General features: G+C 64.6%; 15 protein-coding genes and 1 tRNA gene. 9 read left to right on the top strand and 7 right to left on the bottom strand.

Annotated features, from left to right (window positions below; genetic code table 11):
* Positions 1 to 134 precede the first annotated feature (134 nt).
* A complete protein-coding gene (gene chpT / locus FLL57_RS04035) occupies positions 135 to 791 on the bottom strand; it encodes a histidine phosphotransferase ChpT (RefSeq protein ID WP_013503564.1) in 657 nt (218 codons plus the stop codon).
* Between the two features lie 133 nt (positions 792 to 924).
* Between chpT and FLL57_RS04030 the strand changes: the two genes are divergently transcribed.
* Positions 925 to 1,752, top strand: coding sequence for a 3'(2'),5'-bisphosphate nucleotidase CysQ family protein (locus FLL57_RS04030; RefSeq protein ID WP_142882209.1), 828 nt, complete (start codon positions 925 to 927; stop codon positions 1,750 to 1,752).
* Between the two features lie 14 nt (positions 1,753 to 1,766).
* On the opposite strand, the gene FLL57_RS04025 is transcribed toward FLL57_RS04030, so the two are convergent.
* Complete coding sequence (locus FLL57_RS04025; RefSeq protein ID WP_142884159.1) at positions 1,767 to 2,273, bottom strand: YHS domain-containing (seleno)protein; 507 nt, start codon at positions 2,271 to 2,273, stop codon at positions 1,767 to 1,769.
* 112 nt (positions 2,274 to 2,385) lie between these two features.
* Between FLL57_RS04025 and FLL57_RS04020 the strand changes: the two genes are divergently transcribed.
* From FLL57_RS04020 to FLL57_RS04010, 3 genes are all read left to right on the top strand, one after another.
* Complete coding sequence (locus tag FLL57_RS04020; RefSeq protein ID WP_013503567.1) at positions 2,386 to 2,979, top strand: DUF1134 domain-containing protein; 594 nt, start codon at positions 2,386 to 2,388, stop codon at positions 2,977 to 2,979.
* 240 nt (positions 2,980 to 3,219) lie between these two features.
* Positions 3,220 to 4,509 carry a hypothetical protein gene (locus tag FLL57_RS04015; protein ID WP_142882208.1) on the top strand — a complete coding sequence of 430 codons (1,290 nt, stop codon included), beginning with the start codon at positions 3,220 to 3,222 and terminating at the stop codon, positions 4,507 to 4,509.
* A gap of 143 nt (positions 4,510 to 4,652) precedes the next feature.
* Positions 4,653 to 4,727 (top strand) — tRNA-Val (locus tag FLL57_RS04010).
* Position 4,728: 1 nt separating this feature from the next.
* On the opposite strand, the gene FLL57_RS04005 is transcribed toward FLL57_RS04010, so the two are convergent.
* Positions 4,729 to 6,201 (bottom strand): hypothetical protein, encoded by a 1,473-nt coding sequence (locus FLL57_RS04005; protein WP_142882207.1) that lies wholly within the window; start codon positions 6,199 to 6,201, stop codon positions 4,729 to 4,731.
* 429 nt (positions 6,202 to 6,630) lie between these two features.
* Between FLL57_RS04005 and FLL57_RS04000 the strand changes: the two genes are divergently transcribed.
* On the top strand, positions 6,631 to 6,951 hold the full coding sequence (locus FLL57_RS04000; protein ID WP_013503570.1) for a hypothetical protein: 321 nt from the start codon (positions 6,631 to 6,633) through the stop codon (positions 6,949 to 6,951).
* Positions 6,952 to 7,117: 166 nt separating this feature from the next.
* On the opposite strand, the gene FLL57_RS03995 is transcribed toward FLL57_RS04000, so the two are convergent.
* Both FLL57_RS03995 and FLL57_RS03990 read right to left on the bottom strand, forming a co-directional pair.
* Positions 7,118 to 7,549 carry a DUF5413 family protein gene (locus FLL57_RS03995; protein WP_013503571.1) on the bottom strand — a complete coding sequence of 144 codons (432 nt, stop codon included), beginning with the start codon at positions 7,547 to 7,549 and terminating at the stop codon, positions 7,118 to 7,120.
* 106 nt (positions 7,550 to 7,655) lie between these two features.
* Positions 7,656 to 9,200 (bottom strand): acetolactate synthase large subunit, encoded by a 1,545-nt coding sequence (locus tag FLL57_RS03990; RefSeq protein WP_142882206.1) that lies wholly within the window; start codon positions 9,198 to 9,200, stop codon positions 7,656 to 7,658.
* Between the two features lie 180 nt (positions 9,201 to 9,380).
* Between FLL57_RS03990 and FLL57_RS03985 the strand changes: the two genes are divergently transcribed.
* Both FLL57_RS03985 and FLL57_RS03980 read left to right on the top strand, forming a co-directional pair.
* The gene (locus tag FLL57_RS03985; protein WP_142882205.1) at positions 9,381 to 9,959 is read left to right on the top strand and encodes a L,D-transpeptidase; all 579 of its coding nucleotides are present in this window, start codon (positions 9,381 to 9,383) and stop codon (positions 9,957 to 9,959) included.
* An 85-nt stretch (positions 9,960 to 10,044) separates the two neighbouring features.
* The gene (locus FLL57_RS03980; RefSeq protein WP_142882204.1) at positions 10,045 to 10,854 is read left to right on the top strand and encodes a DUF2927 domain-containing protein; all 810 of its coding nucleotides are present in this window, start codon (positions 10,045 to 10,047) and stop codon (positions 10,852 to 10,854) included.
* 199 nt (positions 10,855 to 11,053) lie between these two features.
* Here the strand turns inward: FLL57_RS03980 and FLL57_RS03975 are convergent, their stop codons facing one another.
* Together FLL57_RS03975 and FLL57_RS03970 are read right to left on the bottom strand one after the other, a co-directional pair.
* A complete protein-coding gene (locus tag FLL57_RS03975; RefSeq protein WP_013503576.1) occupies positions 11,054 to 11,869 on the bottom strand; it encodes a class I SAM-dependent methyltransferase in 816 nt (271 codons plus the stop codon).
* A 96-nt stretch (positions 11,870 to 11,965) separates the two neighbouring features.
* Entirely contained in the window at positions 11,966 to 13,138 is a 1,173-nt protein-coding gene (locus FLL57_RS03970; RefSeq protein WP_142882203.1) for an isovaleryl-CoA dehydrogenase, read from the bottom strand.
* Between the two features lie 343 nt (positions 13,139 to 13,481).
* Here FLL57_RS03970 and FLL57_RS03965 point away from each other — a divergent pair, with 343 nt between their 5' ends.
* Together FLL57_RS03965 and FLL57_RS03960 are read left to right on the top strand one after the other, a co-directional pair.
* A complete protein-coding gene (locus FLL57_RS03965; protein WP_142882202.1) occupies positions 13,482 to 14,747 on the top strand; it encodes a cytochrome P450 in 1,266 nt (421 codons plus the stop codon).
* 33 nt (positions 14,748 to 14,780) lie between these two features.
* Complete coding sequence (locus FLL57_RS03960; RefSeq protein ID WP_142882201.1) at positions 14,781 to 15,953, top strand: acyl-CoA dehydrogenase family protein; 1,173 nt, start codon at positions 14,781 to 14,783, stop codon at positions 15,951 to 15,953.
* The last annotated feature ends 17 nt before the right edge of the window (positions 15,954 to 15,970 follow it).

The following is a 15,970-nucleotide window of genomic DNA, read 5'->3' as shown; positions in this document are numbered from 1 at the left end:
GGCCACTGTGTGCGGAAAGCGTTTAATATTGGTTGCGGGCCGCAGGACGATGCGGCGGAAGTTCAAATAGTTAGGGCCTTCGTACGATCACGAGGCCCGCCGTCAATACAACGTTCACTATATCGAAGCGCCGCTCAGGACGCAGTTACCACCATGGTGTCGGCTTCCGGCGCCAGCGAAACGGTCAATCCGCAGGCCTGCGCCAACAGCCGCGTGTAGTACGGCTGCACGCCGTGCGACTCGATCGGACCGCTCTGCGTCCCGTTGAGCAGATCGACGATGTTGTGCGGCGTGCGGGCGTTGATCCCCGCCGCCACGATGCGGAACGACAAATTGTCGCCCTCGCCGATCGGATCGATCGTCAGCGTACCGCCGCGCGGAATCGTCTGCTGCGCGATGATCAGCATGTTGAGCAGCAGCTTGACCCGGTTCTTGGCAAGCAGCAGCCTGGGCAGATTCCAGGTCAGCTTGGTCTTGTCGTCTTCGAGATGACCGCGCGCCATATTCTGGGCGTCGCCGAGATCGATCTGGGCGCCGGCAGAGCCGGCCGCGCCGAACGCCAGCCGGCAGAACTGCAGCCGCGCCGACGCCGTCTTGGCGCTCTTGCGGATCAGATCGAGGGCGAAATCGCGGTCTTCCTGCTTGGAGCTGTCGTCCAGCACCTCGAGGCCATTGACGATCGCACCGACCGGGCTGATGAGATCGTGACACACCCGCGAACACAGCAGCGCTGCCAGTTCCAGCGCGTCGGGAGCGGGAGCCTGGACAGCGGGAGAAAGGGTGTCGGACATCAGTCTGTTCCTCGGAAAACCGCTCGCAAGACGAATCAGCCTTGGTTAATGGCTTGATACACTGCGGCCGCTGGCAGTGCCAACACAACGGTCCGGCACCGACCGGACCACCGATGGAGGATGACACAGCTTGATGACTGCCGCGTTCGAACAGCCCGCCGTCGTTTCCTCCGAGCACGCCGCCGCTCTGCTTGCACCGCTGACCGAGGTGGTGTTGCGCGCCGGAGCCGCAATCGTGGCGATTTCACGAGATACGCCGGTGCTGCACAAAGGCGACGGCTCGCCGGTGACGGCCGCCGATCTCGCCGCAGACCGGGTGATCGCCGAAGGGCTGGCCGCGGTCGCGCCGGATTTGCCGGTGCTGTCGGAAGAATCTTGCAGCGGCGGGCGTCCGAGCTCGGGCAGCTTCTTCGTGGTCGATCCGCTCGACGGCACCAAGGAGTACATCGCCGGCCGGGACGAATTCACCGTCAACCTGGCGCTGGTGAGCGACGGCGTGCCGGTGCTCGGCATCGTCGGTGCGCCGGCGCTCGGATTGGCCTGGCGCGGCGTCGCCGGTCACGGCGCCGAGCGGCTGACGCTCGCGGCCGACGGCCGCAGCTTCGCCGCCGAGCCGATCCGGACGCGGCCGCTGCCCAAACCGGGCGAGCCGTGGGTCGCCACGGTCAGCCGCTCGCATCTCGATGCCGCCACCGTCGCCTTCATCGACGCCCGCCCCGGTGCGGTCCACGCGACGCTGGGATCGTCGCTGAAATTCTGCCGTATCGCCGAAGGCGAGGCCGACATCTACCCGCGGCTGGCATCGATCTGTGAATGGGACATTGCGGCCGGCGCCGCGCTGGTCATCGCGGCCGGCGGCAAGGTCACCGACACCAGCGGCGCACCGCTGCGGTTCGACGAGCCGCGGCCGAACTTCATCGTGCCGGAGTTCATCGCCTGGGGCGATCGCAACGGACGCTAGATCGGCGGCGGCGTCTATTCGGAGAGCGTCGCCAACAGTCCCGGCCAGCGCTCGCGGGCGTCGTGGAGATAGCGCTCCGGGCTGGCCGCGAAGGAGTCGCGGTTTTCCTCGCGGTCGAACAGATACAGCCGCTGGCCGCTGATCAGCCAGACCCGCGCATTGCCGGCCAACGGCACGCCGCGGGCCACCGCCACCGGATCATAGCCGCCGAATTGCGGGCCGTAGATGTCCGGCCGGGCGAGGAAGAACTTGCGATTGTCGTCGTTGCAGAACCGCCAGACCACGCCGCTGGCGGACGCTTCGAACTGCGCTTGGCCTTGCCGCGGCTCACGATCGGTGAAATATGCCACCGGATCGAACCCATCGATCGCAAGCCCGGTGTTGCGGTCCGCCACCACGCGCTCGGTGGTCGCCGCTTTTACGCCGGGCGAGAATGCGGCTGCGATCAGGCCGAGCGACAGCAGTCCGATCAAGGCGATTCGAAGGCGCATCTGGTTCCGTTCCTGCCGTTGTGCCGTCATAGTTGCTGCCGATAACGTTTCCAGTCGGGGACAAACGCCGCTACCTAAAAGGACGCCTCTCAGCATCCGGTTAAAGTGGCGCAGGGGATTTGAAGACCCAGGGGTGAATTCCATGAGCTTCGTGACGCGTCGCGCCGCGCTGGCCTTTGTTGCGCTGGCAGCCCTGAATTTGCCGGCCATGGCCCAGCAGCAGCCCATGCCGCCGAAGGCTCCCGCCGGCCCGAATACCTATGGGCCGGACGAACTGGTCGGCGCAGGCCACCGCTTCTTCGGCAATGTTTCGCGCGGCCTCGCCTCGGCGATCGAGCGTGCGGTGAGCCAATGGGGCCTGCCCAACGGCTATGTGCTCGGCGAGGAAGGCTCCGGCGCGTTCGTCGCCGGCCTGCGCTACGGCGAAGGCACGCTCTACACCAAGAATGCCGGCGACTTGAAGGTATACTGGCAGGGCCCGTCGGTCGGATTCGACTGGGGCGGCAACGGCGCCCGCACCATGACGCTGGTCTACAACCTGCCGTCGACCAACGCGATCTATCAGCGGTTCGGCGGCATCGACGGTTCGGCCTATGTGGTCGGCGGCTTCGGCATGACCGCGCTGACCGCCAACGGTATTGTGTTGGTGCCGATCCAGTCCGGCATCGGGCTGCGGCTCGGTGCCAATATCGGCTATCTGAAGTTCACGCCGACCGCGACCTGGAATCCGTTCTGATCCGGCCCGGCGGCCCGGACCACAGCCTGGGCGCGTAGCCCGTCACCGGTTCCCGTTGATGCGGCAATGCACTGGCGTTGATACGCCAGCTTATGGCATTGTGCCGCAAATGGATTTGCGGCCGGGCGGCGACGTTTGCCCGCACCATGAGCGGTTCATCGTTTCGAATTCGCGCCGACGCGGTCCGCGCCAGCTCAGCGGGCCGCGCGCGCATTGCCAGAGCGCGTGTGGGAGACATCGATGGTCGAACAGATCATGTATCTGGCGATCGGCTTTCTGGTCGCGATGCTGCTGGCGTTGATGATCGCCCCGCTGGTGCACAATCGCGCGGTGCGGCTGACCACGAAGCGGCTGGAGGCGGCGACGCCGCTGTCGATGGCGGAGATCCAGGCCGACAAGGACCAGCTTCGCGCCGAATTCGCGATGTCGGCGCGGCGGCTGGAGATGAGCGTCGACCAGCTCAAGAACAAGACCACCAGCCAATTCGCCGAGATCGGCAAGAAGACCGACGCGATCAACCGCCTCAAGCTCGAACTCGCCGAGAAATACGCCGCGATCGAGACGCTGCAGGCGAGCGAGGCCGCGTTGCAGGAGCAGCTTCGGACCGCCGAGCAGAACTTCGCCGCCAGGACCGAGGAGCTGCGCAGCGCCGAGGCCGCGGTGGCCGAGAAGCAGGCCGAGATCGTCCGTCTCGGAGCCGAGCTGACCGAGCGGTCGACGATGGCCGACACCAGGCAGATCGAATTGGTGGCGCTGCGCACCCAGCTCGAGGAGCTGAAGGCGCGGATCACCGACGCCGAGAAGGCCTTCGCCGACGCCCGGACCCGGCTGGAAGCGCAGCGCGGCGAATCCGCCGCCACCACCCAAGAACTGGACGAGGCGCGCGGCCGCGTCGAGGCCCTGAGCCAGCGGGTCGGCGAACTCGACCGGCAGTTGCTGCTGCAGGTCAAGGAAGCCGAGCTGCTGGGCGGCCGCGTCCACGAGCTGGAAGAGCGGCTCGCCGCCCAGAGCAAGCTGCTCGCCGAACGCGAATCCGAGAACAACCAGCTCCGCGCCGCCAACGAGGCCGCGCTGCGCACCGTCGGCGAACAGCGCAACGAGCTCGACGCCGCCAGCCGCAAATCGCCGGACCTCGCCCGCATCCGCAACGACAAGGCCGCGCTGGAAGATCAGCTCGCCCAGGCCCGCGACGAGCGCGCCAGGGCGCAGCGCGAGCTGGTGGCGCTGAAGCAGCAGGCGGAAAGCTCGTGGGAAACCGAGCGGATGGAGAACGCGCTGCTGCGCGAGCGGATCAACGACATCGCCGCCGAGGTCGCCAAGCTGGCGATCACGCTGGAAGGCCCGGATTCGCCGATCCAGGCCATGCTGACGGCGCAGCCGGCACCGGCCAGGCCGGCGAAGGGCGGTAAGGCCGCCAACGGCAGCAAGAGCGCCGGCGCCACCGTCGCCCCGGTGGTGACAGGCGGCACGCTGGCCGATCGTATCCGCGCGCTGCAATCCCACGCCTCGCGCGCCCGCCAGACCGGCTGAACCGCGCCGCATCCGGCGACGATCTGGGCAAATCTGCCGAAGCCGGCCGTTGCCGCTTGACACCCCCGCCCCGCACTTCGTAAATCGCGCCTCTACGGTGGTTCGACCGGCCGCTTCGCGGCCCCTAGTCCCCAACCGGTCCCGGGCGCATAGCTCAGCGGGAGAGCGTTCCCTTCACACGGGAGAGGTCCAAGGTTCGATCCCTTGTGCGCCCACCATTTATTTCTGCCGGTTGAGATGTGCAGAAGTTTCCTGACCTTCCTGGTCGCCTCGTCCTTCCTCGGTTGATCGTTTTTCGACGGACGTCTCCCAGTCCGTAACAAATGGCTCGCCATACCGGGCTTCAAAGGCTGCGATGAACGCCGTGTTGCTAACTACCCATTGGAAAGCAGGCCATTCTCGGAATGCAAGCCTGTTCACCTGATCATCGGAGATTTTGGACATTAGTCCCACAACTTGATCAACATCCTCCAACACAGCAGCTACGCATATTCGGAACTTATCCGCCGCTGCAGTCCAGTCCTCCTTTGCGAGCAAGTCCACTGCTCGCCTCTCATCACCTATGCATTTTAGGGCGATCGCCAAGTTAACCACCATCATCTTCCGATAAAGATCAGAGTCGTGCCGTTTCTGACCAAGACCGAATTCGAGCATCGCCTGAACCATCTTGAAACGCCTGATCCTCAACAGCTCGTAGCTTTCTATCACCAGGGACTCCGCCGCCTCCTTTAACTCCTCAGGCCTCAACTTCCGCCAACACGTCTGGATTAACTTCCACCCGAATTCCAGAACAACATCCACCGACGCATTCAAGTACTTCGCAGATATCACCAGCTGATCGCCAACCTTCAAATCTCCGACATCAACGTTATGGTCCTTGCAGACCTGGATATATTGCTGAGACACCGCCCCATTCGTATGAGCGATTAGATTTCGTCTTTCGCACACTTCAATAAATCGAGGCCAAACCGGAAGATCTATTCGCAGAGGCATGCCCAATTTAGCCTCAAGAGAAGCAATCTGTTCATGATGACTCTTTCGGAGAAAGGCCTCTACTTCCTTCGCTAGAATATATTCCCTGGCAGCCTCCACTGACCCCAATTCAGTCAACTCCTTAAACGATAGTATCCTTTCCGAAGCAGCCAACATTTCCGGCTTCGACAAAAACACCAACCTCAACAAGTCGGCCAGAAATGCGTCATACGTGCTAACCAAGCCCATCAGGAACATCCCGGGCAAACTCGATGTCCCCTCGCGAAGATGCTCGATCTCTCGCAACGCCCGACGTATCTTCGGCAAGGCATCCACCTTGCATTCATAGAGCTGAAACTGGTCAGCCTGACCGATCTTCTTGGCCGTCTTCGAGACAGGCTGATAAATCCTCCGATCGAACTCATACCTTTCCACGTTGGGCAGCAATGTCATTGTGATCGGAATGAGCCGATGCATCTTATTGATCGACAGCAAAAATTCCTTTGTGATTCCGCCGAACGTGGCAGTCGAAGGCGTTTCGGTGGAGCCTCCAACCTCAGGCGTTGAGGACTGCAATACAACCGCCTCATCCACCCCTTCTGACTGCCGATCATCGATCCACTTTTGAGCTTTCTGCATTTCCTCAGAAACAAATAGTCTAAGCCATTCGCCCGACTCTGAATCTTGCTCAAACGCCAAGTAAAAAGTTTGATCCGCCATTACCCGTAGACTCCGAATAAGTTTCGCGACACATACGCGCTAACAATGTTCCTATCTAGTTTTTAGACCATCTACACAAATTAATCGACGTCACTTCCGGCAATATGCACTTTGCGACGGACTTAACTCAGCCACTTGGCTCTCAGTCGGAGAATGGTGGACACTTCGGTCTAAAATATCACAACGGTCCCCGGCGGCACCGTGTGTAAAGCGCGCCTAACCTTCCTCCTTCGGATTCAATGCGAACCGTTGGCTTATAAGAACGCGAAGGTTCGATGCACCTAGGCTACCAGCGATCTCGTTTCCCGCGCCACCACGCCGCACACCATCGCACCGCAGCAATTGATCCGGCACAATGCGGCCGCACTGCACGCTCGTTTAGCGACGATCGCAGATGGCATCTGTCCATCGTCGGGAAGGGAGCGATCCATGCCTCACACCATCGATCAGAAGATCAACGCGTTGCTCGAGCAGGAGACTTCGCTTCGGCAGTGGCTGGAGCAGATCCGGGCGCTGACCAAGGATGCCCGCGGCTCCACCGTGATCGCCGGCCTGACGCAGAAGGAGACCGAGGAGTTTCTGCTGCTCAGCCCGCTGGTCCGCGCCTTCGACAGCGGCATGACCGCCGACCATGCGGCGGCGGCGCGGGCGCGCCATGCCGAGCTGAAGGCCAAGCTCGAAGGCGCGCTGCAGGACAATGCGATCGAAAGCCTGAGCGGCTGGGGCGAAGCGGCGGCGGGAGCCCGCTGAGCCGAACAAGACATTGCCCGTGCGGATGGTTCGAGACGGCGTGACGCGGCTTCTCATCGTGGTGCCGTGCCTGTCGCACGCGCCCGACAGCCAGCCTGCGATGACGTGACGGATTTCGCTGCGCTCAGCCCATCCTGCGGGGGTGGTTCGCTGAGTGCCGGCTCGGTCAGGCCGAGGCCTGCTTGGTCTCGGCGGTGACGGGCGCGCAGAATTTGTGCGCCAGCCAGGACGACAGCATCGCCGGCACCAGGCCGACCAGGCCGTACAGCACAAATTGCAGGACGCCGGCATCGGCGCCGCGATTGCCGTACATGAAGGCGGTGGCGACGAAGCCGATCACGCCGACGATCACCACGCGGACGGCGGGACCGATGCGGCGGATGTGGCAGACGATCTCGTCGATCGCCGCCATCATCAGCGCCGGCAGCAGGCCGAACAGATAGCTGTATTGCAGCGACTTGAACAACACGACGAAGAACTTCTTCACTTCCATCAGGTTGGTGTGAGCCCAATAGCCCGACAGATAGGTCGTCGCGAACAACAGCAGCAGACCGCCGATCAACGGACCGATCGCAGCAAAGATCAGATAGCGCTTCATGCCAGCTCCACCCGCGGCCATGCCCGGCCGCGGCGGCAGGCTACGTCGCCGGCGACCGGTTCGACAACTGTCCGAAACGCGAATCCGCCGGACGGCGCCGGCCAGACTACATCTGCACCGCGATCAGGTTCGGGCCGCCGCTGGAAAGGCCGGCGGCGAGCGCCGCGTTCAGCTCGTCGGCGGTCGACACGTTTTTGGCCGGCACGCCCATGCCCTTGGCGAGCGCCACCCAGTCGAGATCCGGGCGGTCCAGCGTCAGCATGTCCTCGGCGCGCTGGCCGGGCTTGCCGGCGCCGACACCGTCGAACTCGCCGCGCAGGATCTGATACTTGCGATTGGCGAACACCACGGTGGTGACGTCGAGATTTTCGCGCGCCTGGGTCCACAGCGCCTGCACGGTGTACATCGCGCTGCCGTCGCCGACCATGCACAGCACCTTGCGGTCCGGGCAGGCCACCGCGGCGCCGACCGCGACCGGCGGCGAGAACCCGATCGAGCCGCCGAGATTCTGCAGCCAGTCGTGCGGTGCGGCCGCCGCCGTCGGCGGAAAGAAGCCGCGGCCGGTGGTGATCGATTCATCGATCACGATGCCGTTCTCCGGGATCGCCATGGCGATCGCCTGGGCGATGTTGTCCAACGTCAGCGCGCCGGTCGGCCTCGCGATTTCGACCAGCTTCTGCGGCGCGGCGTCGCTCGCCTTGGCGCCGAGCGCGCCGGCCAGCGCTTCCAGCGCCGCGACCGAATTCTCGCCCACTTCCGTGACGCGGTGCGCCTCGCAGCCTTCCGGCTTCAGCAGGCTCGGCTTGTCCGGATAAGCGAAGAACGCCACCGGATCCATCGCCTCGACCAGCACGATGTGGCGGAACTGCTTGAGGATCGGCAGCGCGGCATCGACCACATACGGAATCCGCTCGATCCAGTAGCGACCCTGCCCGCGTGCCATCCGGGCGTTGTAGGTCTGGCCCATCACCTTAGCGCCGGTCTTGCCGGCGATGCGATGCGCCAGCGCCAGGCCGTGCTCGGTGAGCGCATTGCCGGAGAGCAGCAACAGCGTCGGCTCGCCGGAACGCAGCACGCGCGCGGCGGCCTCGACCGCCTGCGGCGAATAGCTCGGACGCTGACTGTGTTCCGGCACGTCGGCGACACCGTCGGCCTCGTTCCAGGCGGTGTCGGCCGGCAGGATCAGGGTGGCGATCTGCGCCGGCGAGCTCTTGGCCGCGGCGATCGCGGCGGCACCGTCGCGCGCCACCGATCTGGCATCCGGCGAGGTGCGGACCCAGGCCGACATCGGCCGCGCCAGGCCTTCGATATCCGAGGTCAGCGGCGCGTTGTAGTCGATGTGGTAGGTGGCGTGCTGGCCGACGATGTTGACGATGCCGGAGGCCGCCTTCTTGGCGTTGTGCAGATTGGCAAGGCCGTTGGCGAGACCGGGGCCGAGATGCAGCAGCGTCAAGGCCGGCGTGCCCTTCATCCGGTAGTAGCCGTCGGCGGCGCCGGTGACGACGCCCTCGAACAGGCCGAGCACGCAGCGCATCCCCTCGACCCGGTCGAGCGCGGCGACGAAGTGCATTTCCGAAGTGCCGGGATTGGTGAAGCAGACATCGACGCCGCCCTTGACCAGCGTCCGCACCAGACTCTCGGCACCATTCATCGTTTCGCTCCCGATTTGCAATTTCTGCATCCGATCAATCATTGTTCCACCGCTTCGTCAAAGGGAGACGGCGCGCGGCAGGACTGCGGCGGACGCGTGCGGCTGCGTACCGCGGCCGGCTTGCGCAATCGGTGCGATTGTGGCCAGTTCGGAGCGAAACGAAGATTGCGAGGTTTCGGAATGGTTCGTCGACTTGCCGCCAGTGCGCTCGCGCTGATCTCGATCGCCACCCTGCCGACCGCCGCTTCGGCGCAGGAAATGGACCTGCGCGCGGTGATGGGCTTCGGACCGTTCTATCAGTCGGGCCCGAGCGCCAATCCGATCCCGCGCGAAACGGTGATGTTCGAGGGCCGGTATGCTCCGGGAACCATCGTCATCAGCACCCGCGAGCGCCGGCTCTACCTGGTCCAGGGCGACGGCACCGCGCTGCGCTACGGCATCGGGGTCGGCCGCGACGGCTTCCGCTGGTCGGGCACTCACCGCATCACCGCCAAGCGCGAGTGGCCGGGCTGGACGCCGCCGGCCCAGATGCTGCGCCGCCGCCCCGATCTGCCGCGCTACATGGCCGGCGGCGAGGACAATCCGCTGGGCGCGCGGGCGATGTATCTCGGCTCGACGCTGTACCGCATCCACGGCTCCAACGAACCGGAGACGATCGGCCAGGCGGTGTCGTCCGGCTGCTTCCGCATGACCAACGACGACGTCAAGGATCTGTACGACCGGGTCCGGGTCGGCACCGTGGTGGTGGTCAAGAACTGACACGATCCGCCGAGGGCTGCGTGCACAGCCGGCCCCTGTCGAATTGCCGGTTGTGCGGCTGAGCGAATTCCGGCAGCCTTTCGCAATGCAATGCGGCGCCCGGCATCTTCGACCTGCACTCGCGGCGGCGGTGGTCGCCGTGGCCGGCCTGCTCGTGGCGGTGCCGGCCGGCGGCCGTGAAGCGACCGACTTCTCCGGCCATCAGCGCTCCGAGAAGATCGACTTCACCGACAACCAGATCGTCGACGGGTTCTTCAAGACCGCGTTCGGCGCCGAATATCATCTCGCCGGACGGGTCGACCGCATCCGCAAATACGAGGCGCCGGTGCGGGTCTACGCCGAAGGCGACGGCCATGCCCACCGCCGCGCGGAACTCGCCCGGATCGTCGCCGACATCGCGGGACGTATCCAGCATCTCGACATCGCGATGACCGACAACGCCGACGAGGCCAACGTCACCGTGCATCTGGTCCGCGACCGCAACCTGCGCAAGACGATCGCGGCCTTCTACGGCGAAGAGCGCGCCAGAGAGATCCACGACAGCCTCGACCCGCAATGCCTGTCCGGGTTCCGCAAGAACGACCGCTTCGAGATCGAACGCTCGGACGTCATCCTCACGGTCGACAACGGCGACTTCGTGTTCCGCGACTGCGCCTATGAGGAACTGCTGCAGTCGCTCGGCCCGATCAACGACACCGACGAAGTGCCGTGGACGATGTTCAACGACGACGTGCAGAAGGGCTATTTCGACGTCTACGATCAGTACCTGTTGAACATCCTGTACCATCCGGCGATCCGCCCCGGCATGACCGTCCCCGAAGTCAAAGCCGTGCTGCCGCAAGTCCTCACAGACGTCAGGAGCTACGTCGCCAGGGTGAACCGGCTGACGCGCTAGAACGTTTCTGTCTTGTGATGGAATCGCGGCTGTGCCTTGGAGTGCTCACAACAGGTACAACCTCATGGTGAGGAGGCGCGAAGCGCCGTCTCGAACCATGCGCTGCAGGCCTGACGGCTCCTCATCCTTCGAGACGCCCGGCATTGCCGGGCTCCTCAGGACGAGGACTCCGTGCCCTTAGGGAAGGGCAAAGTTCGCTTCAATCAATCGATGAACCGCTCTGGAGCGTCGCCGGAAGCCTCGCGCGGACATGCAGAAAGATCGGCGCCACCCGCGTGTCGGCCACAATCGGTTCGGCCGCCGCAACCTCTTCCGAGGCCCTCGGCTCACCGAATGCCTCGATCGAGAGCCCTGCCCCGACGATCATCGCGACCCAGGTCGACAGCGTGCGGTGAAAGCGGGGCACCGCAAACGGCGTCAGCACGGCCTGCTGCTCGGGCGAAACACTGGAAAACAACCATCGTTCGACGCGGCCGTCGCTCTCGTCGAAGTAGTCGGCCACTTCCACAGCCACCGGAGCCCCCTGCGCATTCCGGATGTTGCGGCGTGTCGGCGGCACGAAGCAGGGGTGCAGGATGGAGAACTGCAGGAAGCCTCCCGGCCTCAGCAGTCGCGCCACCTCCCGCAGCGTTGCCGCCTGGTCGACCATGTCCATCATCGACATGAAGGCCGTTACGAAATCGAAACTTCGGTCGGCAAACGGCAGCGTGAGCCCGTCTCCCAGTACGTAGTTCACGCCGAGAGGATCACGTCGCTCGGCTTCGCGGGCATGACGCAGGAAGGTCGGGGCGATGTCGAGGCCCGTCATCGACGCGCCCAGCCGCGCGACGGCACGCGTGTTGGTGCCATCGCCGCAACCGAGATCAAGCCCTCCAAGACCGGCAACCGGCGGCAGCATCGCGAGGAAGGCCGGCGTATTCAACGCATCCCGGTATCGATCATGGCCGGCGCGGGAGAGCATGGTCCATGTCTCGGCGTTGCTCTCCCAATGCGCGGCGACTTCCTTCGCGTCCATGATTTCTCCCTCGAATTCGGAGCAAGGGAGGAGCTTTAGGGGCGGCCGATGGCAAAGCAAGGGCGCCACAGTGGCGTCCTCGGTGAAGGGGACTCCTTATGCCGTCTTGGTGAACAGCTCCCGGCCGATCAGCATGCGGCGGATCTCGCTGGTGCCGGCGCCGATTTCGTAGAGCTTGGCATCGCGCAAGAGGCGGCCGGTCGGATAGTCGTTGATGTAGCCGTTGCCGCCGAGCAACTGGATCGCGTCGAGCGCGCATTGCGTGGCGCGTTCTGCGGCGTACAGGATCGCGCCGGCAGCGTCTTCACGCGTGGTCTCGCCGCGATCGCAGGCCTTCGCCACCGCATAGACGTAGGCGCGCGAGGCGTTCATCGTCACGTACATGTCGGCGACCTTGCCTTGCACCAGTTGGAAGGTGCCGATCGGCTCGCCGAACTGCTTGCGCTCGTGCACATAGGGCAGCACCACGTCCATGCAGGCCTGCATGATGCCGACCGGGCCGGCGGCCAGCACCGCGCGCTCGTAATCGAGCCCGCTCATCAGCACGTTGACGCCGCGGCCGACCTCGCCGAGCACGTTCTCCTCCGGCACTTCGCAATCCTCGAACACCAGTTCGCCGGTGTCGGAGCCGCGCATCCCGAGCTTGTCGAGCTTTTGCGCGGTGCTGAATCCCTTGAAGCCCTTCTCGATCAGGAACGCCGTCATGCCGCGCGGACCAGCGGCCGGATCGGTCTTGGCGTAGACCACCAGCGTCTCAGCGATCGGGCCGTTGGTGATCCACATCTTGTTGCCGTTCAGGACGTAACGGTCGCCCTTCTTCTCGGCGCGGGTCTTCATCGACACCACGTCGGAGCCGGCGCCGGGCTCGCTCATCGCCAGCGCGCCGACGTGCTCGCCCGAGATCAGCTTCGGCAGATATTTGCGCTTCTGCGCTTCGTTGCCGTTGCGGCGTATCTGATTGATGCAGAGGTTGGAGTGCGCGCCGTAGGACAGGCCGACCGAGGCCGAGGCGCGCGAGATCTCCTCCATGGCGATGCAGTGCTCGAGATAGCCGAGCCCGGCGCCGCCGTAGTCTTCCTCGACGGTGATGCCGTGCAGACCGAGCTCGCCGAGCTTCGGCCACAGGTCGCGCGGGAAGGTGTTGGTCTTGTCGATGGCCTCGGCGCGCGGCGCGATCTCGTTGGCGGCGAAGTCGCGAACGGTCTCGCGGATCGCGTCGGCGGTCTCGCCGAGATCGAAGTTGAACAGGCTCTGCGCGTTGGGAATCATGCTGGGTGCTCGCTCCGCTCGGCGGCACCTCGTCGCGCCGCCGTGTGTTGTTTGCGCGCACCATGTCACGGCGCCGGGAGCCTGAGAAGGCTCCAATGGTGGGGCGCCGCAGCATGCTGTCCAGCTTGTCGACGCAAGTCGCCGCGCGGGCGCTTTTCTACCGTCAAATCAATTTGTTCGAACCGCCGGGCAAGCCCCGCAAAGGTGCCTTGCCGCAGCCGCCGGTTGACGATCTGATCATAAAGCCGAACCCGCCGGACCGAACCATGGCGGGACCGAAAATCCGATCGCGACCGCCGCCGACACGCGGCGAGCGTCCACGACATGGCCAGGGAGGACGACGATGCACGGCACCATCGAGAGCGGAAAAGCGGCGCGGCTGCGGGCGGCGCGCGAGGAAGCCTATGCGACCCCGCTGAAGGACTTCCACCCCGGTGCGCCGCGGCACTTCCGCGACGACACGCTGTGGCCGTGGTTCGAACGGCTGCGCAAGGAAGAGCCGGTGCACTACTGCACCAACGCGCCGATCGAGCCGTACTGGAGCGTGACCAAGTACAACGACATCATGCATGTCGACACCAGCCACCAGATCTTCTCGTCGGATTCGACGCTGGGCGGCATCTCGATCCGCGACGCGCCGGTCGGCTACGACTGGCCGAGCTTCATCGCGATGGACGAGCCGCGGCATTCGGCGCAGCGCAAGACGGTGTCGCCGATGTTCACGCCGGACCATCTGGACGAACTCGCCGTGCTGATCCGCGGCCGGACCCAGAAGGTGCTGGACGGCCTGCCGCGGGGCGAGACCTTCAACTTCGTCGACCGTGTCTCGATCGAGCTGACCACCCAGATGCTGGCGACGCTGTTCGATTTTCCGTTCGACGAGCGCCGCAAGCTGACGCGCTGGTCGGACGTCGCTACCGCGCTGCCGAAGAGCGGCGTGGTCGAATCCGAGCAGCAGCGCCGCGACGAACTGAACGAATGCGCCGCGTATTTCGCCCGGATGTGGAACGAGCGGGTGAACTCGGAGCCGCGCAACGACCTGCTGTCGATGATGGCGCATCACGACGCCACCCGGGAGATGGACCGCGACAACCTGATCGGCAACATCCTGCTGTTGATCGTCGGCGGCAACGACACCACCCGCAACACCATGTCGGGCTCGGTGCTGGCGCTGAACGAGAACCCGCAGGAGTTCGAGAAGCTGCGGGCCAATCCGAAGCTGATCGACACCATGGTGCCGGAGGTGATCCGCTGGCAGACCCCGCTGGCGCACATGCGCCGCACCGCCCTTGCGGACACCGAGCTCGGCGGCAAGACCATCCGCAAGGGCGACCGGGTGGTGATGTGGTACGTTTCGGGCAATCGCGACGACGAGGTGATCGAGCGCCCGGAGGAATTCATCATCGACCGCGCCCGGGCCCGGATCCACCTGTCGTTCGGTTTCGGTATCCATCGGTGCGTCGGGATGCGTCTGGCCGAATTGCAACTGAGGATCGTATGGGAGGAGATGCTTAAGCGTTTTACGCGCATTGAAGTTGTCGGGGAGCCGAAGCGGGTGTATTCGAGCTTCGTCAAGGGCTACGAGTCCTTGCCGGTCCAGGTCTCATGACCTCCCCCCAAAACCAACAAGAAGACGCAGCCGATGAAACACCATGCCGCGGAGCAGGACGAATACCACGACATCCGCGACGCCGTCGCCAAACTGTGCGCGCAGTTTCCCGGCGAATACTGGCGCAAACTCGACCGCGAGATGGCCTATCCCAAGGCGTTCGTCGACGCCCTGACGGAGGCCGGCTACCTTTCGGTTCTGATCCCGGAGGAGTACGGCGGCGCCGGTCTGAAGCTGTCGGCGGCGGCCGCGATCCTGGAAGAGATCCAGCGCGCCGGCTGCAACGGCGGCGGCTGCCACGCCCAGATGTACACCATGGGTACTCTGCTGCGGCACGGCAGCGACGAGCAGAAGGCCAAGTGGCTGCCGAAGATCGCCAGCGGTGAACTGCGGCTGCAGGCGTTCGGCGTCACCGAGCCGACCTCGGGCACCGACACCACCTCGCTGAAGACCTTCGCCAAGAAAGACGATAACGGCGACTACGTCGTCAACGGCCAGAAGATCTGGACCAGCCGCGCCGAATATTCCGACCTGATGATCCTGCTCGCGCGCACCACGCCGAAGGATCAGGTGACCAAGAAGACCGAGGGCCTGTCGGTGTTCCTGGTCGACATGCGCGAGGCGCGCGGCCATGGCCTCGAGATCCGCCCGATCCGCACCATGATGAACCACGCCACCACCGAAGTGTTCTTCACCGACCTCAAGGTGCCGAAGGAGAATCTGATCGGCGAGGAAGGCAAGGGCTTCCGCTACATCCTGTCCGGCATGAATGCCGAGCGCATCCTGATCGCCTCGGAGTGCGTCGGCGACGCCAAGTGGTTCATCGCCAAGGCCAGCGCCTACGCCAAGGACCGCACCGTGTTCGGCCGCCCGATCGGCCAGAACCAGGGCATCCAGTTCCCGATCGCCAAGGCCTACGCCAACATGCGCGCCGCCGAGCTGATGGTGAAGGAAGCCACCCGCAAATACGAAGCCGGCATGGATTGCGGCGCCGAAGCCAACATGGCCAAGATGCTCTCCGCCGATGCGTCGTTCGAAGCGGCCAACGCCTGCATCCAGACCCATGGCGGCTTCGGCTTCGCCGAGGAATACGACGTCGAGCGCAAGTTCCGCGAAACCCGGCTGTATCAGGTCGCACCGATCTCGACCAACCTGATCCTGTCGCATCTCGCCGAGCACGTGCTCGGGATGCCGCGGTCGTACTGATTGCCAGCCGCCCACGG

Origin of the sequence: Rhodopseudomonas palustris (assembly GCF_007005445.1) — a bacterium.
Taxonomy (GTDB): Bacteria; Pseudomonadota; Alphaproteobacteria; order Rhizobiales; family Xanthobacteraceae; genus Rhodopseudomonas; species Rhodopseudomonas palustris_G.
Note: the sequence above shows the minus strand (reverse complement) of the source record. Positions and strands in the feature narration are given on the sequence as shown.